General features: G+C 36.4%; 23 protein-coding genes and 1 tRNA gene. 11 read left to right on the top strand and 13 right to left on the bottom strand.

All coding sequences use genetic code 11. The features are described 5' to 3' along the window. The first annotated feature begins 111 nt into the window (after nt 1-111). Nucleotides 112-954, top strand: a complete 843-nt coding sequence (locus LKL37_RS01150) for a prephenate dehydrogenase (protein ID WP_114821231.1) — start codon at nt 112-114, stop codon at nt 952-954. 108 nt (nt 955-1,062) lie between these two features. Here the strand turns inward: LKL37_RS01150 and LKL37_RS01145 are convergent, their stop codons facing one another. After that, nucleotides 1,063-2,481, bottom strand: a complete 1,419-nt coding sequence (locus tag LKL37_RS01145) for an L-serine ammonia-lyase (RefSeq protein ID WP_431608746.1) — start codon at nt 2,479-2,481, stop codon at nt 1,063-1,065. Between the two features lie 181 nt (nt 2,482-2,662). On the opposite strand from LKL37_RS01145, the gene LKL37_RS01140 reads away from it, so the two are divergent. Together LKL37_RS01140 and LKL37_RS01135 are read left to right on the top strand one after the other, a co-directional pair. Next, nucleotides 2,663-3,241 (top strand): Crp/Fnr family transcriptional regulator, encoded by a 579-nt coding sequence (locus LKL37_RS01140; RefSeq protein ID WP_431608745.1) that lies wholly within the window; start codon nt 2,663-2,665, stop codon nt 3,239-3,241. Nucleotides 3,242-3,301: 60 nt separating this feature from the next. Beyond that, nucleotides 3,302-3,925, top strand: coding sequence for an FMN-dependent NADH-azoreductase (locus tag LKL37_RS01135; RefSeq protein WP_431608744.1), 624 nt, complete (start codon nt 3,302-3,304; stop codon nt 3,923-3,925). Between the two features lie 61 nt (nt 3,926-3,986). Here the strand turns inward: LKL37_RS01135 and LKL37_RS01130 are convergent, their stop codons facing one another. The 6 genes from LKL37_RS01130 to LKL37_RS01105 all read right to left on the bottom strand — a co-directional run bounded on the left by LKL37_RS01130 (nt 3,987) and on the right by LKL37_RS01105 (nt 9,339). Beyond that, nucleotides 3,987-5,330, bottom strand: a complete 1,344-nt coding sequence (locus LKL37_RS01130; protein ID WP_431608743.1) for an ammonium transporter — start codon at nt 5,328-5,330, stop codon at nt 3,987-3,989. Between the two features lie 109 nt (nt 5,331-5,439). After that, nucleotides 5,440-6,081 (bottom strand): alpha/beta hydrolase, encoded by a 642-nt coding sequence (locus LKL37_RS01125; protein WP_431608742.1) that lies wholly within the window; start codon nt 6,079-6,081, stop codon nt 5,440-5,442. A 114-nt stretch (nt 6,082-6,195) separates the two neighbouring features. Next, the gene (locus LKL37_RS01120; RefSeq protein WP_431608741.1) at nt 6,196-6,822 is read right to left on the bottom strand and encodes a YceI family protein; all 627 of its coding nucleotides are present in this window, start codon (nt 6,820-6,822) and stop codon (nt 6,196-6,198) included. Between the two features lie 78 nt (nt 6,823-6,900). Then, on the bottom strand, nt 6,901-7,467 hold the full coding sequence (locus LKL37_RS01115) for a YceI family protein (protein ID WP_103233523.1): 567 nt from the start codon (nt 7,465-7,467) through the stop codon (nt 6,901-6,903). Between the two features lie 142 nt (nt 7,468-7,609). Beyond that, complete coding sequence (locus LKL37_RS01110; protein WP_431608740.1) at nt 7,610-8,659, bottom strand: glucokinase; 1,050 nt, start codon at nt 8,657-8,659, stop codon at nt 7,610-7,612. A 116-nt stretch (nt 8,660-8,775) separates the two neighbouring features. Then, complete coding sequence (locus LKL37_RS01105) at nt 8,776-9,339, bottom strand: hypothetical protein (protein ID WP_431608739.1); 564 nt, start codon at nt 9,337-9,339, stop codon at nt 8,776-8,778. A gap of 382 nt (nt 9,340-9,721) precedes the next feature. Here LKL37_RS01105 and LKL37_RS01100 point away from each other — a divergent pair, with 382 nt between their 5' ends. Next, nucleotides 9,722-11,101, top strand: coding sequence for a DUF1800 domain-containing protein (locus tag LKL37_RS01100; protein ID WP_431608738.1), 1,380 nt, complete (start codon nt 9,722-9,724; stop codon nt 11,099-11,101). Nucleotides 11,102-11,287: 186 nt separating this feature from the next. Further along, nucleotides 11,288-12,472, top strand: coding sequence for a DUF1501 domain-containing protein (locus LKL37_RS01095; RefSeq protein ID WP_431608737.1), 1,185 nt, complete (start codon nt 11,288-11,290; stop codon nt 12,470-12,472). 299 nt (nt 12,473-12,771) lie between these two features. Here the strand turns inward: LKL37_RS01095 and LKL37_RS01090 are convergent, their stop codons facing one another. From LKL37_RS01090 to LKL37_RS01080, 3 genes are all read right to left on the bottom strand, one after another. Then, a complete protein-coding gene (locus LKL37_RS01090; RefSeq protein ID WP_164723343.1) occupies nt 12,772-12,909 on the bottom strand; it encodes a hypothetical protein in 138 nt (45 codons plus the stop codon). A gap of 96 nt (nt 12,910-13,005) precedes the next feature. Continuing rightward, nucleotides 13,006-14,025, bottom strand: coding sequence for a helix-turn-helix transcriptional regulator (locus tag LKL37_RS01085; protein WP_431608736.1), 1,020 nt, complete (start codon nt 14,023-14,025; stop codon nt 13,006-13,008). 52 nt (nt 14,026-14,077) lie between these two features. Continuing rightward, on the bottom strand, nt 14,078-14,413 hold the full coding sequence (locus LKL37_RS01080) for a HopJ type III effector protein (protein WP_431608735.1): 336 nt from the start codon (nt 14,411-14,413) through the stop codon (nt 14,078-14,080). A 738-nt stretch (nt 14,414-15,151) separates the two neighbouring features. Between LKL37_RS01080 and LKL37_RS01075 the strand changes: the two genes are divergently transcribed. From LKL37_RS01075 to LKL37_RS01065, 3 genes are all read left to right on the top strand, one after another. Beyond that, nucleotides 15,152-15,952, top strand: a complete 801-nt coding sequence (locus tag LKL37_RS01075; RefSeq protein WP_431610424.1) for an RtcB family protein — start codon at nt 15,152-15,154, stop codon at nt 15,950-15,952. A gap of 81 nt (nt 15,953-16,033) precedes the next feature. Further along, nucleotides 16,034-16,144, top strand: a tRNA-OTHER gene (locus tag LKL37_RS01070). A gap of 240 nt (nt 16,145-16,384) precedes the next feature. Continuing rightward, a complete protein-coding gene (locus LKL37_RS01065; RefSeq protein ID WP_431608734.1) occupies nt 16,385-18,139 on the top strand; it encodes a hypothetical protein in 1,755 nt (584 codons plus the stop codon). Nucleotides 18,140-18,419: 280 nt separating this feature from the next. On the opposite strand, the gene LKL37_RS01060 is transcribed toward LKL37_RS01065, so the two are convergent. Then, nucleotides 18,420-18,974, bottom strand: a complete 555-nt coding sequence (locus tag LKL37_RS01060) for a histidine phosphatase family protein (protein ID WP_431608733.1) — start codon at nt 18,972-18,974, stop codon at nt 18,420-18,422. Beyond that, nucleotides 18,959-19,741: an adenosylcobinamide-GDP ribazoletransferase gene (locus LKL37_RS01055; protein ID WP_431608732.1), complete on the bottom strand. Its 783-nt coding sequence runs from the start codon at nt 19,739-19,741 to the stop codon at nt 18,959-18,961. The genes LKL37_RS01060 and LKL37_RS01055 overlap by 16 nt, the downstream gene beginning before the upstream one ends. Before the next feature lie 179 nt (nt 19,742-19,920). On the opposite strand from LKL37_RS01055, the gene LKL37_RS01050 reads away from it, so the two are divergent. Next, nucleotides 19,921-20,937 (top strand): hypothetical protein, encoded by a 1,017-nt coding sequence (locus tag LKL37_RS01050; protein ID WP_431608731.1) that lies wholly within the window; start codon nt 19,921-19,923, stop codon nt 20,935-20,937. A gap of 58 nt (nt 20,938-20,995) precedes the next feature. Here the strand turns inward: LKL37_RS01050 and cobT are convergent, their stop codons facing one another. Then, a complete protein-coding gene (gene cobT, locus LKL37_RS01045) occupies nt 20,996-22,003 on the bottom strand; it encodes a nicotinate-nucleotide--dimethylbenzimidazole phosphoribosyltransferase (protein ID WP_431608730.1) in 1,008 nt (335 codons plus the stop codon). Between the two features lie 219 nt (nt 22,004-22,222). Between cobT and LKL37_RS01040 the strand changes: the two genes are divergently transcribed. Together LKL37_RS01040 and LKL37_RS01035 are read left to right on the top strand one after the other, a co-directional pair. After that, the gene (locus LKL37_RS01040; RefSeq protein WP_431608729.1) at nt 22,223-22,972 is read left to right on the top strand and encodes a nucleotidyltransferase domain-containing protein; all 750 of its coding nucleotides are present in this window, start codon (nt 22,223-22,225) and stop codon (nt 22,970-22,972) included. Between the two features lie 11 nt (nt 22,973-22,983). Then, a complete protein-coding gene (locus LKL37_RS01035) occupies nt 22,984-23,607 on the top strand; it encodes a hypothetical protein (RefSeq protein WP_431608728.1) in 624 nt (207 codons plus the stop codon). Nucleotides 23,608-23,636 lie beyond the last annotated feature (29 nt).

Raw genomic sequence — 23,636 nt, 5'->3', positions numbered from 1 at the left:
AACATATTATTATAGAATTTTTACCTCAGCTCTGGGATAGGGATTCTTATGAATATAATTTAAAACCTCGTCCTAGGGACGAGGTTTTTTTATTTTAAAAAATAGAGAAAGATGAAAATAAGTATTATTGGAGTAGGATTAATCGGTGGTTCGATGGCCTTGAAATTAAGAGAGAAAAACATCGCCAGCTTTATCTACGGAATCGATAACAATACACAGCATATCAGTGACGCATTAGAACTTAAAATCATTGATGCCGGAGTAGATCTTGAGCATGGAATTAAAAATTCGGATCTGATTATCCTGGCTATTCCTGTAGATGCTGCCAGAAAGCTATTGCCTTCTGTTCTTGACTTAGTAACTGATCAGCAGACGGTAATGGATGCTGGTTCTACAAAAGCTGGAATTGTAAATGCAGTAAAAGACCACCCGAAACGTTCAAGATTTGTTGCTTTCCACCCGATGTGGGGAACAGAAAATAACGGTCCGAAATCTGCTATTGCAGAAAGTTTCTCCGGAAAAGCTGGTGTCATCTGCAACAAAGAAGAATCCGCAGAAGATGCGCTGAACATTGTTGAACAAGTGGTTAATGCCCTTGATATGCACATGATTTACATGGATGCACAAGATCACGACGTCCATACCGCTTATATTTCACATATTTCACATATCACATCTTACGCCCTTGCCAATACAGTACTGGAAAAAGAACGTGAAGAGGAGACTATCTTTCAGCTTGCGAGCTCCGGTTTTTCAAGTACGGTACGTCTTGCCAAATCGCATCCTGAAATGTGGGTTCCCATCTTTAAACAAAACAAAGAAAATGTACTGGATGTTCTGAACGAACATATCTCCCAGCTCAGAAAATTCAAATCTGCCCTTGAAAAAGAGAATTATGAATACCTTGAAGAACTGATCACCAATGCCAACAGAATCAGAGGAATTTTAAGGTAAACAATTCCACACGATACTAAAAGCCCAATGGTTTTTACTTTTATTTTATTAAGAAACCCTTAGTCATTAATGTCTAAGGGTTTTATTTTTAAAATGATGTTATTTCTATTAACATTCCGGAACGTTGACTGCGATAGCCAGTCCGCCTTCCGAAGTTTCTTTAAAATGGTCACTCATAGACTGAGCAGTTTCCCACATCGTAAGAATCACCTCATCCAATGTTACTTTTGCTTTGGCAGGATCACTTTCCAGTGCAATATTGGCTGCAGTAATCGCTTTCATAGCGCCCATTGTATTTCTTTCGATACATGGAATCTGTACCAGTCCTTTAATCGGATCGCACGTTAATCCTAAATGATGCTCCATTGCAATTTCTGCCGCCATCAATACCTGTCCTACGCTTCCACCCAGAATTTCTGTAAGTCCGGCCGCTGCCATTGCAGACGATACCCCGATTTCAGCCTGACATCCTCCCATAGCGGCAGAAATAGTGGCGTTTTTCTTGAATAATGTTCCGATTTCTCCTGCTACAAGCAAGAATCTTATGATGTCTTCCTCACTCGTAAATGGTGTAAATGCCTGAGAATACATCAATACTGCCGGAATTACCCCACTCGCTCCATTGGTAGGTGCCGTAATAATTCTTCCGAAACTTGCATTCTCTTCGTTCACTGCCAGTGCAAAACAGGCAATCCATTTATTGATATTGGTGAAGTTCTCTTCAGCGTCTACAACCTGTTGGAACCATTCATCTTTATTTTTATAAATTTTGTCTCCCAACAGCTTTCTGTTGATTCCTGCGGCTCTTCGGGTAACATTCAGTCCGCCCGGAAGAATTCCTTCTTTATTAACGCCTTTATAAATGCATTCTTTAATCTGCTGCCAGATATAAAGTGCTTCCTGTCTTGTTTCTTCCTGGGTTCTCCAGCTTTCTTCATTCATGAAAATCAAATCTGAAATTTTATCAAATCCCAGCTTTTCACAATATTTTGCAATATCCGAAGCCTTATGACAAGGGTATAATGTACGAACACACTGCTTTTGAATTGAGTTTTTTTCCTGGCTCGCAATGAAACCGCCTCCTACAGAATAAAAATCCTGCACAAGCTCTGTTCCGTCTTCGAAAACAGCTCTGAAGATCATTCCGTTCGGATGAAAATCAAGGCTCTTTTTCATATTTAAAATCAAGTGATGTCCGTAAACAAATGGAATAATTTTCTCCCCTCCCAGATTAAGGGTTTGAGTACTTTTGATATATTCTATCTTCTCATCAATTTTTGAGGTGTTGATGGTCTTAAAATCTTCTCCATTCAATCCAAGCATCCCGGCAATATCTGTTCCGTGCCCAATCCCCGTTTTGGCGAGTGAGCCAAAAAATTCAAGAAAAACCTCTTTAACTTCTTCTATTGATCTTTCTCTTTTTATAATCCTGATAAATGCAGCTGCTGCATTCCAAGGTCCCATCGTATGCGAACTGGACGGGCCTATTCCTACTTTAATAATCTCAAAAACCGATATTGATTCCATAAATGATTCGTCATTTTCCTCAAAAACAAAGATACATGATAAATCCTAATATATGCATAGCAAAATCCCAGATTTATTTGGTTTTGACAGTCCATAAAATAAGTATTTTTGTAATTGAGCCGATCATATGAATTTCAATCAGATATATTATTATACGATTCTTTTTAATCATTTTTTTTAAATGGAAACATTAATTAAAAGCATTCTGCAATATGTCCAACTAAGTCCTGAAGAAATAGCTGCCTGTAAAAGTTTCTGGACAGAAAAAACATTGGAAAAAGGTGATTTTCTGTTGAGAAATGGAGAAATATGCCGCCATGACAGTTATATCATTTCAGGTGTTTTAAAAGCTTTCTGCATCAATGAAGAAAACGGAAATGAAGAAATTCTCTTTTTAGCTATTGATCATTGGTGGGCAACTGATATTGCCAGTTTTTCAAAACAAAAACCTTCCATTTATAATATTCAGGCGGTAGAAAAAACAAAGCTCTTACAGATCAGCCACCAGTCTTTTCAAAAAATGCTGAAGGAAATTCCAGCCTTGGAAAAATACTTCAGAATTATTCTGGAAGGCTATCTTGGAACCCTTGAAAAAAGAGTTGTATTCAATCACATGTACAAAGCCGAACAAAAGTATTATGATTTCCTGGATACTTATCCTGATATTTCATCGAGAGTTCCTCAATACTTGATTGCTTCCTATTTGGGAGTTTCTGCAGAATTTATCAGCCGAATCAGGAAAAAAAATAAATCCTCTTGAACTAGATCAATTTTTCAGGATTAAATAATTAGGAATTTTGCTGGTATAAATTCTTAACAAATGAAAATACTGATTATTAATGCCAGTGTAAGAAATGAAAGATCTTACAGCAGAAAACTGACCCAGCTTTTCGTTGAAAACTGGACGACGAAATATCCTCTTGATACCTTTACCTACAGAGAAGCAGGAACTGATATTATTCCCAATATTGATGAATCCTGGATCGCAGGAGCATTCAAAAAATCTTCAGACAAAACCGAAGAAAACCAAAAGCCTTTACAGCTCAGTAATGAACTCGTCAAAGAACTCAAGGAACATGATGTGTATGTCATCGGAACTCCCATGTACAACTGGTCTATTCCATCCGGATTAAAAGCTTATATTGATCAGGTGATGCGGATTAATGAAACCTGGAAATTCAGATCCGGAGTTCCGGATGGAGATTATGTAGGACTTCTTGAAAATAAAAAGCTATTTATCCTCTCAACCCGTGGCGATACCGGATACGGAGAAAATGAAAAGAACGGCCACATCAATTTTCAAACGACTTACCTGAAGCATATTTTTGGGATCATGGGTGTAAATGATCTCACCATTCATTCATTAGATAATGAAGAATTTGGAGGTGATATCTTTGAAAATTCTAAGAATAAAATCTTCGAAGCGATTCACTCCATTCAATAAATCATTTTTGATTTTAATTAATATCATTCAGGACATTAGGTATAACTTAATGTCCTTTTTGTTAACTGAAACTTTCCTCATGCTGAGACAGGTCAAGTCCTTTATTTTCGGACTCTTCAGAAACTCTGAGCGTAATAATAGAATTGGTAATCTTATATAAAAGCAACGAACCGAAGAATGTAAAAACAGAAACCAAAACCAATGCAGCCATATGATGAAGAAAAACATCAACTCCTCCATGAAGCAGGCTCGCTTTTTCACCATGTGCAAAGATGGCAGTAAGAATCATTCCCATAATTCCCCCTACTCCATGACAGGCAAAAACATCCAGCGTATCATCTATTTTCTTTAACCCTTTCCAGTTCACCATCACATTAGATACGATCGCTGTAATAAATCCTATAAAAAGACTTTCCTGAATGCTTACAAAACCACATCCGGGAGTAATGGCCACCAGTCCTACCACAGCTCCGATACACGCACCCAGAGCCGAAACACTTCTTCCATTAATTCTGTCAAAAAAGATCCAGGTCATCATCGCAGAAGCAGAAGCAATGGTAGTTGTTCCAAAAGCGGTAGCAGCAGACGCAGAAGCACTCAGTGCAGATCCTGCATTAAAACCAAACCATCCGAACCACAGCATTCCCGTTCCCAGAAGTACATACGGAATATTGGAAGGCTCATGATGGGGATTTTTTCTGTTGCCAACTACCATAGCTCCGGCAAGAGCTGCAAAACCGGCACTCATATGCACCACAGTTCCGCCTGCAAAGTCTTTTACTCCAAAATATTTGTTCAAAAGGCCGTCAGGATGCCATACCATATGACAAAGAGGAGTATAAATAAAGATACTGAAGAGAACGATAAATAGTAAATAAGAAATAAAACGAACTCTTTCTGCAAAAGATCCGGTAATAATAGCAGGAGTAATAACGGCAAACTTCATCTGAAACAGGGCAAACAGGATAAATGGTATCGTAGGTGCCATCAGTTTATGAGGAAGATTTCCTACCCCGTTAAAGAAGGGATAACTTAATGGATTTCCAATGATCCCATAATGTTTCCCGGCAATGGTAATTCCCAGAGATTCACCAAATGACAAAGAAAAACCTACTACAACCCAAACCATAGAGATGACTCCTAAAGCAATAAAGCTCTGCAGCATGGTAGAAATTACATTTTTTTTTCCGACCATTCCTCCATAAAAGAAGGAAAGTCCCGGTGTCATGAGCAGAACAAGTCCTGCTGCAGCCAAAATCCAGGCTACATCAGCCCCTACAATTTTATCTTCACTTAGAAATTCTCCCGTATCAGGAATAACTGCAGCCGGATTCCAGAATAAACCTCCGATGGCTACAAGTGAAATAACAGAGAATGAAACGATCCATTTTAATCCTATTTTCATAAAATTCATATTTAACCCTATCAAATTTAAACATAAATTTCATAAAAACTATATTTTTAAAACAGACACCCCTTAAAAAAAACTATTTAATCAATAATATTTATTATTTCTAAGAAAACACCTCCTTCAGTATTTTGGAAACTTCTTTGGATTTTGTAGCCGGGAAAAGATGAGTTCCTCCTTTCACCACATAATCAGGATTGGAATAACGAATTGGAAAAACAATGTCTTTATCTCCCAGGATCTGAATCACATTAGGATTTTCTTCAAACTTCCATTCGGAAACCTTTTCTACAGACCATTTCAGATAGTAAGGATCTCTGACTTTAAAATATTGTAAAAGTTTGGGATTTTTTGGATCAAAAAGCTTTCGAATAACGGTATATACGTTGGCTGCTTTATCATTAAACAAACCTACAGGTAATATTCTTGGGATTTTGGTAACTTCACCTGTCTTTATAAATTTAGACTTTTCTTTATCAGATTTTATACTTCCCAGAATCACTACTTTCTCCGCAGGTTTCAATTGATTAATCTCCTGTACCATAATTCCGCCAAAAGAATATCCTAACAAACAGAACGGCTCAGAATCGTCTACTTTTTCTGCCATTCTTTTAACATATACATCAAAGGGCTCATTTTTTTCAGGGATGAGCCAATCTATAAAAATCAATTCACAGTCTTTGGGAAACTCTATTCTTTCAAGGACTTTAAAGTCTGCTCCCAGACCGCTTACAATATAAATTTTCATACAACTAATTTATAAAAAATACAGGAAAACAGGGAATGGTTACCACAAATCTTAGTCATAAAAAAATGAGCCATTCTGATGAACGGCTCACTTCTATATGGATCATATCTGATCTTATTTTTTCTTCTTAGGAACTCTGTTCTCGTTATCCAGCATTTCTGTGGTAACTTTGAATTGAATATCCATTTCGTTCTTAATGAAATAATCTTTCAATGAAGACTGATAGAATACTTTAAAGTCTCTTCTGTTCAGAGAGAACTTTGCAGATTCAATAGAGGTGGTGAACTGAGTAACGTATACATTCGCAGGGAAAGAGATGGTCTTTCTCACTCCTTTAAGGGTAAGGTCACCGTATACTGTAGAATTGTATTCACTGTTTGCTAAAGGAATAATTTTAGTCAAATGGAATTTCGCAACAGGGAATTTTTTTACTTCAAAGAAGTTGGTACTTTTCAGGTCGTTGGTAAGCTTGATCTGATCTTCATCAGAAACATCTCCCGCCATCATACTTCTCATATCTATTACAAACTCTCCATCTACCAGAACCGTATGGTCAAAATTGAATTTTCCGCTTTTCAGCTTTACTGTTCCTGAGTGGGAAGAAGCTTCGGTTTTTACCACCTTATACCCCCACCATCTGATCTCTGATGAAGTCACTTTTGCAACCTTATCAAATTTCTTTTGAGCAGAAACAAATGATATACTTGCGCATACCATAGCAAACAATAGTAATCTTTTCATTCTTTTTTATTTACAATTCAACAAAAATAAAAAAAAGTGTAGAACTTCTACACTTTTAATAATCTTTTTTTGATTAATTTATTGAGCAGTTACTTTTACAAGCATTTCAATATCATCTTTCACAAAAACATCCTGCATTGTAGACTTGTACGCTACATCAAATTTTTGTCTGTCGAAAGAGAATTTGTTTGAAACTAAACTTACTACTCCTTTGCTGTAAGAAATCTTAGCAGGGAATGAAACTGGGTTTGTTTTTCCTTTTACAGTAAGGTTTCCTGTTACAAGAGAGTTATACACTTTATCGTTGTTTTTCTTTACTCCTGTAATTTTGAAGCTTGCAGTAGGGAATTTTTCAACTTCAAAGAAGTCACCATTCTTAAGGTGTCCGTTCAGTTTTTGCTGATATTCTCCTGTAAGGTCAGTAGAACTAATAGAAGTCATATCCAAAACGAAGCTTCCTCCTACCAATTGGTTTCCTTTCATCACCATATCTCCAGACTTTACTTTTACAGTACCGTCATGAGAGCTTGCCTCAGATTTTGCTACTTTGTATCCCCACCAGTGTACATCAGACGCTACTACTTTTTTTGACTGTCCGAAAGCTAATCCACCAGCTAAAACTGCTAATAAAAATATTTTTTTCATTGAATAGAGTTGTTTACTTATTTAACAGCACAAAGGTAGCATCTTATTCAATAGATTTCATTGATGTATATCAATAAAAATTATTATTTTTATGAATAATATCATCTCATAAAAAAACTCCGAATTTCTTCGGAGTTCTGTTTTATACTTGATAGTAAGCCGTATAAAGTGCTATACCATTTAATGCGGTGTGATTTTGCTTGACCAGATAGATAGGAGTACTTCTCAGCATCTCCTCCATTTTATCACTGATCTTAAATTTCTCATAGAACTTTGCCTTGTCAATATATTCTCTTACAATCTGTGGAATATCTCCAGCAATCAGTAATCCTCCTGTAGCCTTAAGCTTTAAAGTAAGGTTATTGGCTTCTCTTGCCAGAAACTCAAGGAAGGTATCTAAAGCAATTCTGCAGATCAAAACATTTTCTTCTACAGCTGCTTTGTATAACTCTTCTACAAAATTCCCTTGTGCAAGACGTTCTCCAAGCCATTCCGGCTCAGGATGTCTTTTCACATCTCTTAAGAATCTGTAAATATTAAATAATCCTGACTTGGAAAGCACATTTTCCCAGCTTACAATACCATAGATATTATTTAAAAACTGGTAAAATTCAACTTCTACGTTGGTTCTTGGTGAAAATTCCGAGTGTCCTCCTTCTGTTGCAAAAGGTCTCAGGTATTTTCCATCAAAGAAATATCCGGCTTCTCCCAAACCGTTTCCGGGAGCCAGAACCGCTACATTTCCTTTTTCAAGATGTCCGCTTGTATAGATAGCTTCAAGATCGTTATCTTCAAGAAGAGCCATTCCGTAAGCAGAAGCCTCAAGGTCATTCAGCATGTCTACTTTTTCAAACCCGAAATCACGGGAATATTCTTCAACATCTAAATGCCACCCTAGTCTTGCAGGACTACTCTTTCCGTCCAATACAGGACCCGGCACAGCCATTCCTAGACGTTTTACATTTTCCAGCTGATTATCCTGAATAAACTTCTTTAAAATATCTGAAAAAGAAGCGTATTCTTTGGTTGCATATTTATTTTGTACTTGTATCTCAAGACCTCCGTTCCCGGAAACAAAATAGCCTAAGATTGTTATATCTTCACGGAGACTTGCCCCAATGATAGAAACATTATCATTATTACTGTTCTCTACTCCTGGTAAATAAAGTGGAAATTTTGGATTCAGAATCATAACCTCAAATTTTACCAAATATAATAATTGTTTTTGTAAATCCTGCACAGAACAAAAAAACCTTTCCACTTTCGTGAAAAGGTTTTGGTTAATAATTGTTTATATAATAAATCTAACTACTTTCCTAATGGAATATTGTAACCGAATCCTACCCCGATATTCCCCACATTATAGTCCTGACCTGGCAAATCTCCTTTAGTTCCTACAAAAACCTTTTGGTATTGTACGAAGAAATTCCAGTCTCTGTTGTGGTATCCGATCTCCGGTTTGATATAGAAACCTCCGCTAGCTCTTTCAACACTGGTGTTTGATGCCACTGTTTTATCTCCAACAAGGAATCCGTATCCTAAATCAGTTCCGAAATAGAAACCTGTTTGTTTTGGATAAATTCTGATTAAAGCTGCCACAGGCACTACTCCTACATCATTATTTTTATATCCGTTGTTCTCTTTTCCAAAATAGTGAGTATATCCGGATGCGATACCTAGTCCAAATCCTGGTGTAATCAGGTTCTGGTAGGCTACATCCACTCCTACTGCTGCAGAAAGATTATCTGAGGGAACTGCTAAACCAACATTTGCGCCTACTTTAATCATATTATTCATTTGAGAACTTTGGGCACTTGCTATACCTGCTGTTAAAATACCAGCCAGTACTATTGCTTGTTTAAACATTTTCATAACTCTAATTTTTAAATTTTACTAAACAAGAGGATGTAAAAATCATGCCAAGCAAGGGTTTTTCTTCAATTTTAACACTCAAATAATCCATAAAACAATGATTATCAATATATTAATTTTTAACAAAATTTAAATGTTTGTTTAACAAAAATTATCAAAAAATGATGGTAAAAAGTGAATTAAGGAAGGAATGGAAGTTGGAAGCCGGATGATGAAAGAAATATACTTCTATAAAACCAATTCTATTTCTATGATACAAAACTTTTTGCCTTTAGCTTCCCGCTTCCTGCCTCCAGCCCTCTCTACAATATTAACAAACCTTAACCCATTATCATTTTAACCTTTATCTTCGAAATACATCAAAAAAATAAATTCTCCCATGATGGCTGATTCATTATTAAAAAACAAGCATCTTCTTTGGCGCGCAGGATTTGGTGTTGGAGTTAATCAAATTGATGATTTGAAAAATAAGAACATTAAAACGTTGATGAATGAATTATTGAAAGAAGACAGCTTCAGTGAGATCAATTATGACACCCCGGATCCCGAATCGGCGGCAGATTATATGAACAGTACCGCTCCTGCAGAAAAGAAAAAAGAAATGCAGCGGATCAACAGAGAGCAAAATAATGAACTGAATCTGAATTTCCTGAATACCATTGTAAACAGTAAGGAGCAGATGAGAGAAAAGATGGCGTTTTTTTGGCATGGACATTTTGCATCAAGAGTACAAAATCCAAGGTTCAATAAACAGCTTTTAAATACCATCAGGAAAAATGCACTGGGAAATTTTAAAGATCTCCTTTTTGAGGTAAGCCAGTCGCCGGCAATGCTTATTTTTTTGAATAATCAGCAGAATAAAAAGGATCATCCTAATGAAAATTTCGCCCGTGAAGTGATGGAACTCTTTACCATGGGAAGAGGCAACTACACTGAAAAAGATGTAAGAGAAGGAGCCAGAGCCTTTACCGGATGGAGCTATGATAAGGAAGGAAGTTTTAAAGAAAGAAAAAATCTTCATGATGAAGGCAGTAAAACTTTTTTAGGAAAAACAGGCAACTTTGATGGAAGTGATGTTCTCAATATTATTCTTGATCAGAAAGCAACGGCACTCTTTATTACTACAAAGATTTATAAATTCTTCGTCAATGAGAAACCAGATCAGGATATCGTCAATAAACTCAGTACCAATCTCTATAATTCAGGATATGACATCAAGAAACTGATGACTGAGATATTTTCCAGTTCATGGTTTTATGATCAAAAAAACATTGGCAACCGCATAAAATCCCCTGTAGAGCTGATGGCAGGTATCATGCGAATCCTTCCTATGCAAATCCAGAATCCTGAAAACCTCATCGTTTATCAGAAGTTATTGGGACAAATGCTTCTTTATCCGCCCAATGTTTCAGGATGGCCGAATGGAAAATCGTGGATCGACAGCTCTACTCTGATGCTGAGACTTCAGGTTCCGCAGATATGGTCCGGACTTCGTCCTTTAGAATACAGTCCCCGACAGGATGATGACATAGATATGGGCATGAAATCCCGTGAAACAGCTTTAAACAAAAGCTTTAAAAACCCGAATATTACCATCGACTGGGGTCGTATTGAAAAACTTTTTGCCAATAAAAACTGTGAAGATTATCTTCTTCAGAATACGCAAAGCCTTGATATGAATTCTGTGAAGAATTTTTCAGACAAGAGCATAAAAATGAATGTCATCAATCTGATGTCTACTCCGGAATACCAGTTAATGTAGGGAGAAGATTGTAGGTTGCAGCTAGCAGACAACTGATGTCGCAGTATAACTTAGCTCCCATTTATTTACTATTTGCTGCTATAAAATTTTTATAAAAACAAACAGTAGTAAAAATATAGACAAGTTCTGCAACCTGCAACCTATCATCTATTACCGATCAACCACCTTTACCCTAAAAGCAAAATTATGTTAATCAAAAGAAGAGAATTCCTCAAAATAAGTTCGTTGGCTACCGCTTCTATGCTGATGCCTAATTTCTTAAAAGCCATGACACTGGATGAAGCACTGAACCCTAATCAGAACATTCTGGTAGTTCTTCAGTTTACAGGAGGAAATGACGGTTTGAACACCATTATTCCTGCAAAAAATGACATATATTTCAGGGAAAGAAAAACACTTGCCATTCAGGACTCTATGCCATTGACAGATGAGGCAGGAATTAATCCGTCACTCTCCTATTTTAAAGAACTTTTTGATAACGGAGAACTGTCTGTAATGAATAACGTAGGCTATCCCAATCCGGACAAATCCCATTTCCGAAGTATGGATATCTGGCAGTCGGCAAGCAGAAGCGATCAGTTCCTGGAAACAGGCTGGCTGGGACGTTTTCTGGATGAAGAATGCTATCGCTGTGACCATCCAACTCAGGCATTGGAAGTAGATGATATGCTAAGTCTTGCTTTAAAAGGTGAAAATAACAAAGCTTTTGCCTTTAAAGATCCTAAAAGACTCTACCAAACAAGCCAGGAAAAATATTTTAAATCTCTCTATGATCATCATCACGATGACGAAACAGTGTCTTATCTTTATCAGACGTTAGGTTCTACCATTAATAATGCTGATTATATTTTTGAAAAAAGCAAAGCTAAAAAGACGGAACAGATATATCCCAATTCGCAATTAGGAAAAGACTTTAAGACAGTAGCTTCTTTAATAAAATCTGATATTAATACTCAGGTTTACTACCTTTCTGTAGGAAGTTTTGATACGCATGTCAACCAGAATGACAGGCAGAAAAAGTTATTCGATGACATCAATGAAGCAGTAAAATCATTTGTGGCCGATATGAAAAGTAATGGACTTTTCAAAAATATACTATTAATGACATTTTCAGAATTTGGTCGTCGTGTAGCACAAAATGCAAGCAACGGAACAGATCACGGAACAGCCAACCAGATGTTCTTTATCAGCGGAAACCTTAAGAGAAAAGGCATACTGAATGCACTACCCGATCTTCAGAATCTTAATGAAGGCGACCTCATCTACAAAGAAGATTTCAAAAAAGTATATGCTACTATTTTAAAAAACTGGCTCAAAGCGGATTCCTCCAAGGTATTGGGATGGAAAGACGGAATCTATGATTTTGTATAAGGAAATTGCAATCTAAAAAATGAATAATAAGAACGTTTAGATTCCTACGGAATGACAAACTGTGTGGATAGACCATTATTACAAATGTCTCATTCTACAGGAATCCAGCCTTGTTTACCCATAAAAGTATAGTACTAACCAAAGACGTGAAAATTCCGCTCCCTCGGAGGGGTGGCGAAAATTCAAAGAATTTTTGACGGGGTGGTCATAACATCCCCTTAATACCGAACAAAAAAGAGACTGTGCATACTCACGACAGTCTCTTTTTCAATAATTTTAAATTTTAACTACTTTTACGTTTAAGCTGTAATCTGCTTTGGTTCTTTTTCTTTCTGATCTTCTTTTTTATCAAGTTTCTCAGATATTTTTTTAACAATATATTCTATCGCTATAGGTGCCAGGATTGCAATTAATGCTTTAAATATTCTCGATTTCATAATATGGTTTTATTGGGTTATTAATACAATTTCCAAGCCAAGATAAAACCTGAAAACAAATTATCTTTTGTAGTCCACTGCAAATAGTGCATTAGGTTAGTTTTCATCAGGAACAACCAGATTCTGATAATTTTCACTTCCTATTTTAAATTTTTCTTCCATTTTCACTCTTAATTTCCGAGGTTTATGAACAATCAAAGAGTCACCAAATCCAAGCAGCAGTCTTTCTAATTCAAAATTGATCTGAACACATATTTTAAAAAGAGTTCCGTTATCATCTTCTCTTACAATTTCCTGACTTTTATGCAGCGGCTTGGTTTTTACATAAGGAGCATTTCCTGCATCTACCCAAAAAACTACATTTCTTGGATCCATTGATTCTGCAACTGTTACTCCTACAATATCTTTAAAGTATTCATCTCCATCCAGATCTTTGTCAATATAGGGAAGACTCTCATCTGTTTCAATACTTTCCATTCTGTCCAGAGCCAGATTGTACATTTTCTGTTTGTAAAGACAGACCAGAAACCAACGGTTATTGAACTCCTTCAAAAGCTGGGGATGCACTGTAAAGATGTTGGATTCTCTTGCTGTAAAGCTTTTGTAAAGAATCTTCAGAACTTTTTTATTCGCGATACTTTCATACAGAATATCAATATGCTCCAGTCCTTTCAGCTGTTCATTTTTATCCAAGTGAATAATAGATTTCTGACTGGTTGCATGGATAGAGTCTTCCAGTTTCTGAATGACACCATTCATCTCCTTGAACATGGAGAAGTCCTTAAATTGTTTTAAAATCTGAATTGCATTGTTCATCGCTTTCAGATCACTTTCATTTACAGAGATATTATGAATACTATAATCCGGATCACTGTAACGGTAGTATTTTCTTTCGTAGACTTCAATGGGAGCTTCATAACCGAATTTTTCACTCCGCATATTCTGAAGATCAAGCTGAACCGTCCTCTTGCTTACGTAAGATTCTTTTCCTTCAAATTCAAATAATGCTTCCGAACATTCATCTATGAGATCTTCCAGCGTGTATTTTCTGTATTTGTTTTTAAGACATTTATCTAATGTTTTATACCGGATCAGGGCATTTTTATTGGATGACATACCTTAGTGTTTAATGATTGGGTGTTTTTATAAGTAAATCTGCTTTTTTAAATTATTTCTCTTTCAAAGCATTTTCGTCAAAAGTAATTCCCTCCCAACCGAATTTCATAAAGTTCCGGATATTCTGGTGATCAGTTCCATTCGGGTTTTTCAAAACGTCTTCTCTGTAGAACTCACCGAAAAGCCAAAGTGTTTCTTCTTTTGTCAGATCCTGAATGCTTGCGAAGCTGAACACTTTACAAGAGCCATTATTCTGCCCTGCCTGATTGGTTGTATCTCCGTTTTGAAAAGCAGTAGGAGTAAATTCATAATGTTCATCAATATAAGCGATCACATCGTTAAACTGGATTGTTTCAGGGAAATGTTTTAGTTGTTCTATTAATACCATGAGCCTTGTTTTTTAATTATATACTATTTTACGAAACTGCCAACGAGCTTTTTCGTCTTTTGAATAAACTTTTTGTAAAAATAATTAAAATTTCCTTATCTACGCAAAACTATTGCGTAATAATGATATTACTTTGCATCATCAAAATGAAACAAAATGGAATTTAATGGAAATCATTTAATCGAATTAGGATATAGACCAGCAAAATGGTTTAAAGATGCCATTAGCTATATCAACGAGAATAATCTGGATGAACATCAGATTGCAGAATATCTGGTACAGTTCAAACAGCCGGATATTATTCCGCTTCATGAAATGGCTAAAGATTTTATGATCAACATACGAGCGGAGCACGAAAGTGAGAATGAGAATGTGGAAAAAGTAATCAAAACGATGAAAGTTCTGATGAAAACTCCTACCCTGATTGGTGGAGCCATAATGCCTGATGCCTGTCCTACAGGTCCTGAAGGTCAGATTCCAGTAGGAGGTGTAGTGGTTGCCCAGAATGCCATTCATCCGGGATTCCATAGCGCTGATATCTGTTGTTCTGTCATGCTGACGGATTTTGGAAAAACAAAGCCTAAAGATGTATTAGATGCAGCGCATTCTATCACTCATTTCGGATATGGAGGAAGACCAAGAGGAGAACAGATGCCCATGTCTCAGGAACTGATGGATGCTTTCAGAGAAAATGTATTCTTAAATGATGAAAAACTGATCAGCATTGCCCGTTCTCATATGGGAACTCAGGGAGACGGAAACCACTTCCTTTTCGTTGGAATTTCTAAAAATACAGGAAATACCATGATGGTCACGCACCACGGATCAAGAGCTCCGGGAGCTGCTTTATACGATAAAGGGATGAAAGTAGCCAACCGTTTCAGACAGGAAATTTCCCCTGAAACACTGAGAGAAAATGCCTGGATTCCTTATGATACTGAAGAAGGTAAATCTTATTGGGAAGCACTGCAACTGATAAGACAATGGACAAAAGAAAACCATACTTCTCTTCACGATGCCGTGCTGAACAAACTGGAAATGGAGAAAGAAAACAGATATTGGAATGAACATAACTTCGTTTTCAAAGATGGAGATCTATTCTATCATGCAAAAGGGGCTACTCCACTGGATGATAAATTCATGCCTGATATTACGGGACCAAGACTGATTCCTTTGAATATGGCAGAACCTGTACTGATTGTTCAGGGAACAACGAATGAAAGAAACCTAGGTTTTGCACCGCATGGAGCAGGAAGAAATTTCAGCAGAAGCCAGCATAAAAGATCTTTAGCTCATAAAACGACTGAGGAAATTTTCAATGAGGAAACAGAAGGATTAGATATCCGTTTCTACTCCAATGAAATTGATATTTCTGAACTTCCAAGCGCTTATAAAAGTGCCAAGAACGTAAGAGCACAGATAGAAGAATACGGACTTTGCGAAGTTCTGGATGAAGTGATGCCTTACGGATGTATTATGGCCGGAGACGTTCAGAAGAATGCTCCATGGAAGAAAAAAAAGAAATTCAGAAAAGCATAATTTTTAATTTAAAAAAACTAATAACCCAACCTTACAGGTGTAAAAGCCTGTAAGGTTAATGAAAACTTTTCTATAACGGCAGGGGCAGTAGCTCAGATGGTAGAGCAACAAAATTACTTTTCGCTGCAGGCAACTAAAGTTCCTATAAATCGCCAAGATTGTGGGTCACAGGTTCGAGTCCTGTCTGCTCCTCAAAATGAAGAAAATGCGTATATTCACGTATCAGGCATTTTCATTTAAAAAAAAATTAGGCAAAGAAAGTTCCTATAATTCAGAATTACTTTCCGCCTTTTTACAAATTATAAGGCAAAGGGAGTTCCTATATTTTTGGAAAAATACTCCCCGCTTTTTATAAACTATAGGTAAAAGGAGTTCCTATACCCTTCACTTTTAATGAATCTACTCCTCACTTATTTTTTAAACTAAAAAACAATGAAAACACTACAATTATTCAATGCTGTACTGGCCAGAAAATCTGATGAAAAGCCATTTATTTCTAATGATGGTTTCATCATTGAACCGGATGCTTTATGGGCAAAAAATGAAATTATCTCTTATTATGCAAAGGAAAAACTGAATGGGAATGATTTGAACAAAACCTTTCATAAATCCTGGGAGAAAATAAAAAATACTTCCAGAATTGATTTATTTTTTGAACAGATCGAACATTATATTTCAACGTATGGAAGTAATTTCCAAAGTGAAATCTATATTCCTGACGAAATACTGAATGTTCCTGATATGAAAATGGTTTTTAAAGTTATCAAAGCTTATTCTGTAGAAGAAATGCAGGAAAAATGTCTTGCTCTTTTAAGATCAGGAATTGCTTTAAAAGAAGAAACCATTGATGATTTGCTTTCTATTTTACATACGGAGCTTGAATATGATTTTACAGGAAAAGAAAACATCAGAAATAAAGAAGCGGTTATAAAAATAGCTGATCTGTATGATATCTATCCTGAAAATCCGGTTGAGTTTTTCCGTTATGTTATTTATAAAACAACCACTACAACACTTTTAATTAAAAACGATGATTTGATTGATTTAATAAAGCAAAGTAACTTCAACCCAACGTATCTGTTTGAAAGCTTTGGAGTGGAAAAACTGGCAGAAATTTTCAACAGATTTAAGCCGTTATTCCTTGCTTATAAAAACAGAGCACCAAAAGCGATCAATAAAATATCAAAGTTATCAAAGGTTCATCATAAACCATTGATATCAAATCCTTTGAATGATGCTACTAACACATTATTGGAAAACAGCGATTGGCATTGGCTGGAAAATGCGACACCGTTTGCATTATTCAAAGCATTGTCAGCATGTTACTCAAGAATGTATGGTCAGGATACATTTGTTTACAGAGTGAGAAACGGAAAATCATGGACTAAAAAAGGTAAGGAAACTTACGTAAATCAGTTCAATTATGATTTCATTCTGGACTTTTTGAAACTGAAATATGAGAGCCTTTCCGGAAAGAAATTCTATTTCCCGGAGAATGTAGAATTTGCATTGCCAACTTCTGAAAAAATGTTCGTGGGAAATATTCCTACCGGAACGCGTTTTTATGGTGATAGACTGGCTGTGGGTATTTATTGGGAAGATCAGTGGGGTGCCCGAGACCTTGACCTTTCGGGATTGAATATCGCCGGAAAAATAGGTTGGAATGCGGCTTATAATCATGGTGACGGACAATTGATGTATTCAGGAGATATGACTTCTGCTCCCAACGGTGCTGTTGAATATCTTTATGCCAATAAAGGGCATTGTGCACCAACGCTTGTCATGAATAACGTTTTCAGTGGAGATGCTAATTGTGGATATAAAATCGTGATCGGAAAAGGAGATAACATTTCTTATGAATATATGATGAATCCTAATCATCTCTTTGCTGAAGCCAGATGTAATTCTGTACAAAAGCAAATGATTCTGGGAATGCTGACGACAAAGAACGAAAAACAATGTTTCGTACTATTGAATTTCGGAGCCGGACATGCTCATGTTTCAGGAAATAGTGAAGTTTCAATGATGGCAACAAGCGCCCTGTATCAGCAGTGGTATGAAGCCATGTCTTTCAATGAGCTTGTAAAAGAGCTTGGTGCAGAGATCACCACAGAAAAAGCGGAAGCTGATTTTGATTTCTCGCTGGAAAGCTTAGAAAAAGATAGTTTTATCAAGATTTTTAAATAAATCTCATTACGTCATTTGATTTTATCGGGTGGCGTTTTTTGTGGAATTTCGCATAGGAAACACTGAAAACCACCCCGTCAAAAATTCTTTGAATTTTCGCCACCCCTCCGAGGGAGCGGAATTTTCACGTCTTTGGTTAGTACTATACTTTTATGGGTAAAGAAGGCTGGATTTCTGCGGAATGACATAATTGTAATAATGGTCTATCCACACAGTTTGTCATTCCGTAGGAATCTAAACGAGTTTTATTATTTGTAGTTTGAAAGCTTTTGTAACAATATTATGCATTCATCTTTTTAACACAAAAAATTCCTTCATTTACATCAATGATCACTTTTTTTCCGTAATCAATCTGAACTGCAAACATATTCTCCAGCGGAAACTGAAGCACCGTCTGCAGGATCAGACGAATGACTCCGGCATGTGTAACGATAAGTGCTTTTTCTAAATCTTTTTTCTGGATCAATTCCTGCCAGAAACTGAGAACACGGATTTGCATTTCGAGAAGATTTTCACCTCCTGAGGCATTTATATGAATAAAATCTTTGTACCAGGGATTGATTTCTTCTTCGGGAATATCGGTCCATTCTTTCATTTCCCAGCTCCCGAAATTCATTTCGCGAAGCCTTTCATCTGTTTGATATTCAAACTTAAAATAATCAGCTAAAAGGCAGCAGCGCTGAGAAGGACTTGAAATAATTACATTATAATCCTCATCTAAATCCAGTTCTTTAAAATCTTCAGTATAATTTTTCCTTAAAGGCATTTCAGCAAAACCGTAACACAGGTTTTCAGGATTTTCTACAGCGGTATGACGGATTAAGTGAATTTCCATACGATGATTGTTCCTAAATAAAATAAAACTTCACAAACCTGCTGTACAGCCCCCAGGCAGTCGCCTGTATAGCCACCAATATGCTTTTTAAAATACCACCCCATATAGACTTTCCCAAGATACGCCAAAGCGAATGCAAAAATCAAATGCCAGTCAGGAATCAGGTAAAAAGCAATTAAAACACTGATAAATCCTACTATTAAAGCCGTTTTATCCAATGGTTTATTGGCTAAAGGTTTCGATTTGCTGACATCAATATCAGTCACATATTGATGAGTATAAATCATTGTTCCCGAAATAAAACGGCTTACCGTATGTCCTAAAATGACAATGAGTAAAACTCCTACCGGGTTACTCATTCCCAATGACTGAATACTATAAAATTTTAATGCAAAAAGCAGAATAATTCCAATAGTTCCGTACGCTCCTACCCGACTGTCTTTCATGATGGTTAGGATTTTCTCTTTTCCGTATCCGCCTCCAAAACTGTCGCACATATCCGTAAAACCATCTTCATGAAACGCTCCGGTTAACAAAACATTGGAAATCATCATGAGAACAATTCCAATTTCAAGATTAAAAAGGAGCGTAGAAAGATAGAGAACCAATGCATTAACGAATCCTATGATCAGTCCTACCCAGGCAAAGTATTTTTGAGATTTGTTCATAATCTCGCCGGAATATGGAATGGTAAACGGAACCGGAATTCTTGTAAAGAACATCAGGGCTGTTGCAAAATAGATCAGTTCATTTTTGAGGACTTTCATCTGCTTGTTTTAAATATAAAAACTGGTTTAATCAATTCCCGTAAAATTAGGAAAGCTTTTAACAATGGTAAAGAGATCGATTAAAAAAATGAGAAACATGAATCTTATCACCTTAGATTTATCCTTTAAAACAGGCAGTATTTATACTTTTGCACCGTAATAACCATGAAAAAAATCAAATGAAAAAATCTTATTTCATTGCATTATGCGCTATATCCCTGACTAGCTGTTCAGCTCCGGGTGATGAACTGGAAAGTTTAAATGAATCGCAAACTCTTAACGGATCTGCTCCTAACCAATTAGCAAAAGGAGGCTTCAGAGATAATCCGGATACACCAACTCCACCACCTGCCGGAATCTGGTCCAAATCTTTTTACTTAACCAACCCTATTTACGGTTTCTACAGTGATATCAACAAAAAATATCTGTACAATACCTCTCCTTTACCGTCTGAACTTCCTAAATCCTACCCTGGACTGAGCTATTATTTTCAGGAAAGATTATTAGGTTCTGCTGATGGCCCTGGTGCGGTTATCTCAAGTTGGTTTCACACAGGCAGCAATGATTTGGTATTAACCACCAATCCTAATGAATTTGCCGGACAAAACTACTGGCAGAAAAGAGATCTTGGTACCAGCTATAACGGTGATGAGCCTGGAAGTTTTCCGATTTACAGGTATTTTAATGCTGATAAAAAGACCCACTTTTACACGAGAGATAAGAATGAACTGGGAGACGGAAAAGATGGATTTGCTTACGAAGGTATTTCTTTCTACTTAAAAGAATCAGAACCGAAAGCTTTCAGAATCCGTGACGGAGAATTTTTCCAGGATAACAGTACAGGAGCAGTATACATAGTCTTTGAAAGTACTTTAAGACGTATTGAATCCTGGTCTGTTGTGAATGGATTATTTGATTTCAAACCCAATCCAAGAACAGGAAAACCTAAAGACTGGAAGATTTTAAAGGTTAATAATATCAATGACTATACCGGAGATAGAGGACCTGATATCACTTCAGCTAATCAATTGGTACAAAACACCAACGACGGTAAAATATATTTAGTGGATGATGGTTTATACCGATATATTCCTACTGATCTGATATTTAAACTGTATAACTTCAATGAAGATGCTATCCAGCACAAACCTATTCGTATGATGTTTACGGGGAAAGATATTGCTAAAACTTACTAATCGTTTTCATTGTTATACCATAAAAGGGGCTTTATTGCCCCTTTTTTTATTGTAAAACTTAAGATGATTTATTGGAAATATGAGCATCTTCAAAGCTCGACATTTCATTCAGAAAATTAACTGCACTTTGAATAATCGGATAGGCCAAAGCACAACCGGTTCCTTCTCCCAGACGCAGATTGAGATTTAAAATAGCTTGCTCTCTCATCAATCCCAACAGCTGAGGATGAGCATTTTCATTGCTTACATGGCAGAAGATACAGTTGTTCAGAATTTCAGGATTCTTTTTCCAGACGGTGGCTACGGCTACGGTGGCGATAAATCCATCTACCATGATCAGCATATTATGATGAAAAGCTTCTTCTATTGCACCAATCATTTGGGCAATTTCTAATCCACCAAAAGTTTGAGCAATTTCATCTTCGGTCATTTCAGCCGGATATTTTTTTATGGCTTCCGTTAAAATATGAACCTTATTCTGCAGCTGATGATCATTCAGTCCGGTTCCGCGTCCGATACAATTGGTAATAGGAATATCAAACAGTTTACTCATCATCAAAGAAGAAGCGGAAGTATTCCCGATTCCCATTTCACCGAAACCAATAATATTACAGCTTTTTTTTGCAATATCAGCAACGACTTCCTTACCGTTTTTAAGTGCCTGCTGATATTCTTCAGGAGTCATGGCTGGTTCTTCCAGAATATTACGGCTGGATTTTCTGACTTTTTTATTTACCAGATTCAGACCTTCAGGAAAATCAAAATTGACTCCGGCATCCACAATTTTAATTGTAATATCATTCTGTCTGCAAAAAACATTGATCGCAGCACCTCCGCCAAGGAAATTCATCACCATCTGATAGGTTACTTCCTGTGGATAGGCACTTACCCCTGCGGTAGCAATCCCATGGTCGGCCGCAAAAACCACCATATGAGGATTCAATAACTGAGGTGAAGTAGTTTTCTGAACCATTCCGATTTTGTGGGCAATATGTTCAAGGTGTCCTAATGCGCCTAATGGTTTTGTTTTAAAATCAATTTTATGCTGTAATTCTGATGATAACATGGATGTTGATAGTTATGTTAAATGGAAAAGTGCAATATTAGTAAAATTCAATGAGTCTTTTTCTTTTGTCTTGACACAAAAGAAACAAAAGGTCAAAGAAGAATTTTGGTCTGCAGCATTCATTTATCTTCCGATTTTTTTTAAAATTTTATAACACAAAATAACTACGCGAGTACATTGCGTACAATACTATTTACTTTGCATCATAAATACAAAACAATGACACCAAAAATACTTGAAAAAATAAAAGAAGTTGAGACTGCAAAAGGGGTAGAAGTCCTTCTGGCAGTAGAATCAGGGAGCAGAGCGTGGGGCTTTGCGTCTCCTGACAGTGATTATGATATACGTTTTATATACCGTCATGAAAAAGACTGGTATCTTTCTCCCTGGGATAAGGATGAAACGATAGAATTTATGACAGAAGATGATCTGGATGGCTCGGGTTGGGATCTGCGAAAGACGTTTCACCTGCTGCTAAAATCGAATGCAGCTTTGCTAAGCTGGTTTTACTCTCCTATCGTTTATAAAGCGGATGAAAGGTTTTTAGAACTCTTTAAACCCTTGGCTGAGGCCTGCTTCTCTCCGGTAGCAGTTTCTTATCATTATCTGAGCATGAGCAAGAAATATCTGGAAGCATGCAGAAGCGATGAAGTAAAATTAAAAAGTTATTTTTATTGCCTCCGAACTACACTCACCGGAAAATGGATCATAGAGAAAGGAACAGTTCCACCTATACTTTTCAGTGATTTGCTTGTTTTGACGGATGATAACACCAGACGAAAAATAGAAGATCTTGTAGCCCTAAAAGCGACCAAAGGAGAATCTTACTACCACCCGAATGATTGGATACTTTTTGATTTTCTTGAGAAAACGGTAGCAGAGAATGAAGAAAAAGCGAAAGGTTTATCTGGAGGAAAGGCGGATAAAGGGGAGATGGAAAGGGTTTTTAGGGAGATATTAAAACTTTAAAGAAAGATAACATGAAAATATTTAACTTCTTCAAAAAGAAGTACATTCAACCCCTTAAAAAGGAGATTGAAAAATTGATTCCCAAAGAGAAAGAAAAAATACATGAATTTATTGAAAGGTGTCAATTTTTAAAGGAAGAAATGGGAATTGAAGTCCCTTTATCAGTGATTGAAACTTTCAAAAGGTATGATCTTCCTAAACACAATTATTTTTATAGTATTTTTTGGAATGTTGATGATGATAGTTTTATTATTTTCTATACGGAAGCTTTTATTGAATTAGTTGTTACCCGATACAAAGAAATTCACGGAAATGATGCAGATTTGGCTACATTGTTACAGCAGCTTGATGATGCAGTTTATGAATTTCGTGTAAAAGAAGATTGTTTTGACAGAACAAATCCTTCTTTTGATTTTATCAACAACTGTTATGAAGAGTTCAAAAAGTCTGGAGAAGAACTGACTATCACCATGGATCTGGGAAACTATGACAATCTCGTTCTCAATAAAGAAGAAAAAGGCAATGTAGGATATAATTTATCATCTTATAAAACAACTGCAGGAATAAAATATAAATTTCTTACACAATTCAGACCTTTACCGGAAGTCATTAAAGAAACTTTTGATGCACTTTAATTTTTGAAGTTCACTTAATATACCACGAT

The organism is Chryseobacterium sp. 'Rf worker isolate 10' (assembly GCF_050753305.1).
GTDB lineage: Bacteria > Bacteroidota > Bacteroidia > Flavobacteriales > Weeksellaceae > Chryseobacterium.
Note: the sequence above shows the minus strand (reverse complement) of the source record. Positions and strands in the feature narration are given on the sequence as shown.

What these genes read in the sequence shown, in the direction of transcription:
- LKL37_RS01150 (WP_114821231.1), top strand. Translation starts at nt 112, where the DNA reads ATGAAAATAAGTATTATTGGAGTAGGATTAATCGGTGGTTCGATGGCC.
- LKL37_RS01145 (WP_431608746.1), bottom strand. Translation starts at nt 2,481, where the DNA reads ATGGAATCAATATCGGTTTTTGAGATTATTAAAGTAGGAATAGGCCCG.
- LKL37_RS01140 (WP_431608745.1), top strand. Translation starts at nt 2,663, where the DNA reads ATGGAAACATTAATTAAAAGCATTCTGCAATATGTCCAACTAAGTCCT.
- LKL37_RS01135 (WP_431608744.1), top strand. Translation starts at nt 3,302, where the DNA reads ATGAAAATACTGATTATTAATGCCAGTGTAAGAAATGAAAGATCTTAC.
- LKL37_RS01130 (WP_431608743.1), bottom strand. Translation starts at nt 5,330, where the DNA reads ATGAAAATAGGATTAAAATGGATCGTTTCATTCTCTGTTATTTCACTT.
- LKL37_RS01125 (WP_431608742.1), bottom strand. Translation starts at nt 6,081, where the DNA reads ATGAAAATTTATATTGTAAGCGGTCTGGGAGCAGACTTTAAAGTCCTT.
- LKL37_RS01120 (WP_431608741.1), bottom strand. Translation starts at nt 6,822, where the DNA reads ATGAAAAGATTACTATTGTTTGCTATGGTATGCGCAAGTATATCATTT.
- LKL37_RS01115 (WP_103233523.1), bottom strand. Translation starts at nt 7,467, where the DNA reads ATGAAAAAAATATTTTTATTAGCAGTTTTAGCTGGTGGATTAGCTTTC.
- LKL37_RS01110 (WP_431608740.1), bottom strand. Translation starts at nt 8,659, where the DNA reads ATGATTCTGAATCCAAAATTTCCACTTTATTTACCAGGAGTAGAGAAC.
- LKL37_RS01105 (WP_431608739.1), bottom strand. Translation starts at nt 9,339, where the DNA reads ATGAAAATGTTTAAACAAGCAATAGTACTGGCTGGTATTTTAACAGCA.
- LKL37_RS01100 (WP_431608738.1), top strand. Translation starts at nt 9,722, where the DNA reads ATGGCTGATTCATTATTAAAAAACAAGCATCTTCTTTGGCGCGCAGGA.
- LKL37_RS01095 (WP_431608737.1), top strand. Translation starts at nt 11,288, where the DNA reads ATGTTAATCAAAAGAAGAGAATTCCTCAAAATAAGTTCGTTGGCTACC.
- LKL37_RS01090 (WP_164723343.1), bottom strand. Translation starts at nt 12,909, where the DNA reads ATGAAATCGAGAATATTTAAAGCATTAATTGCAATCCTGGCACCTATA.
- LKL37_RS01085 (WP_431608736.1), bottom strand. Translation starts at nt 14,025, where the DNA reads ATGTCATCCAATAAAAATGCCCTGATCCGGTATAAAACATTAGATAAA.
- LKL37_RS01080 (WP_431608735.1), bottom strand. Translation starts at nt 14,413, where the DNA reads ATGGTATTAATAGAACAACTAAAACATTTCCCTGAAACAATCCAGTTT.
- LKL37_RS01075 (WP_431610424.1), top strand. Translation starts at nt 15,152, where the DNA reads ATGGGAACTCAGGGAGACGGAAACCACTTCCTTTTCGTTGGAATTTCT.
- LKL37_RS01065 (WP_431608734.1), top strand. Translation starts at nt 16,385, where the DNA reads ATGAAAACACTACAATTATTCAATGCTGTACTGGCCAGAAAATCTGAT.
- LKL37_RS01060 (WP_431608733.1), bottom strand. Translation starts at nt 18,974, where the DNA reads ATGGAAATTCACTTAATCCGTCATACCGCTGTAGAAAATCCTGAAAAC.
- LKL37_RS01055 (WP_431608732.1), bottom strand. Translation starts at nt 19,741, where the DNA reads ATGAAAGTCCTCAAAAATGAACTGATCTATTTTGCAACAGCCCTGATG.
- LKL37_RS01050 (WP_431608731.1), top strand. Translation starts at nt 19,921, where the DNA reads ATGAAAAAATCTTATTTCATTGCATTATGCGCTATATCCCTGACTAGC.
- cobT (WP_431608730.1), bottom strand. Translation starts at nt 22,003, where the DNA reads ATGTTATCATCAGAATTACAGCATAAAATTGATTTTAAAACAAAACCA.
- LKL37_RS01040 (WP_431608729.1), top strand. Translation starts at nt 22,223, where the DNA reads ATGACACCAAAAATACTTGAAAAAATAAAAGAAGTTGAGACTGCAAAA.
- LKL37_RS01035 (WP_431608728.1), top strand. Translation starts at nt 22,984, where the DNA reads ATGAAAATATTTAACTTCTTCAAAAAGAAGTACATTCAACCCCTTAAA.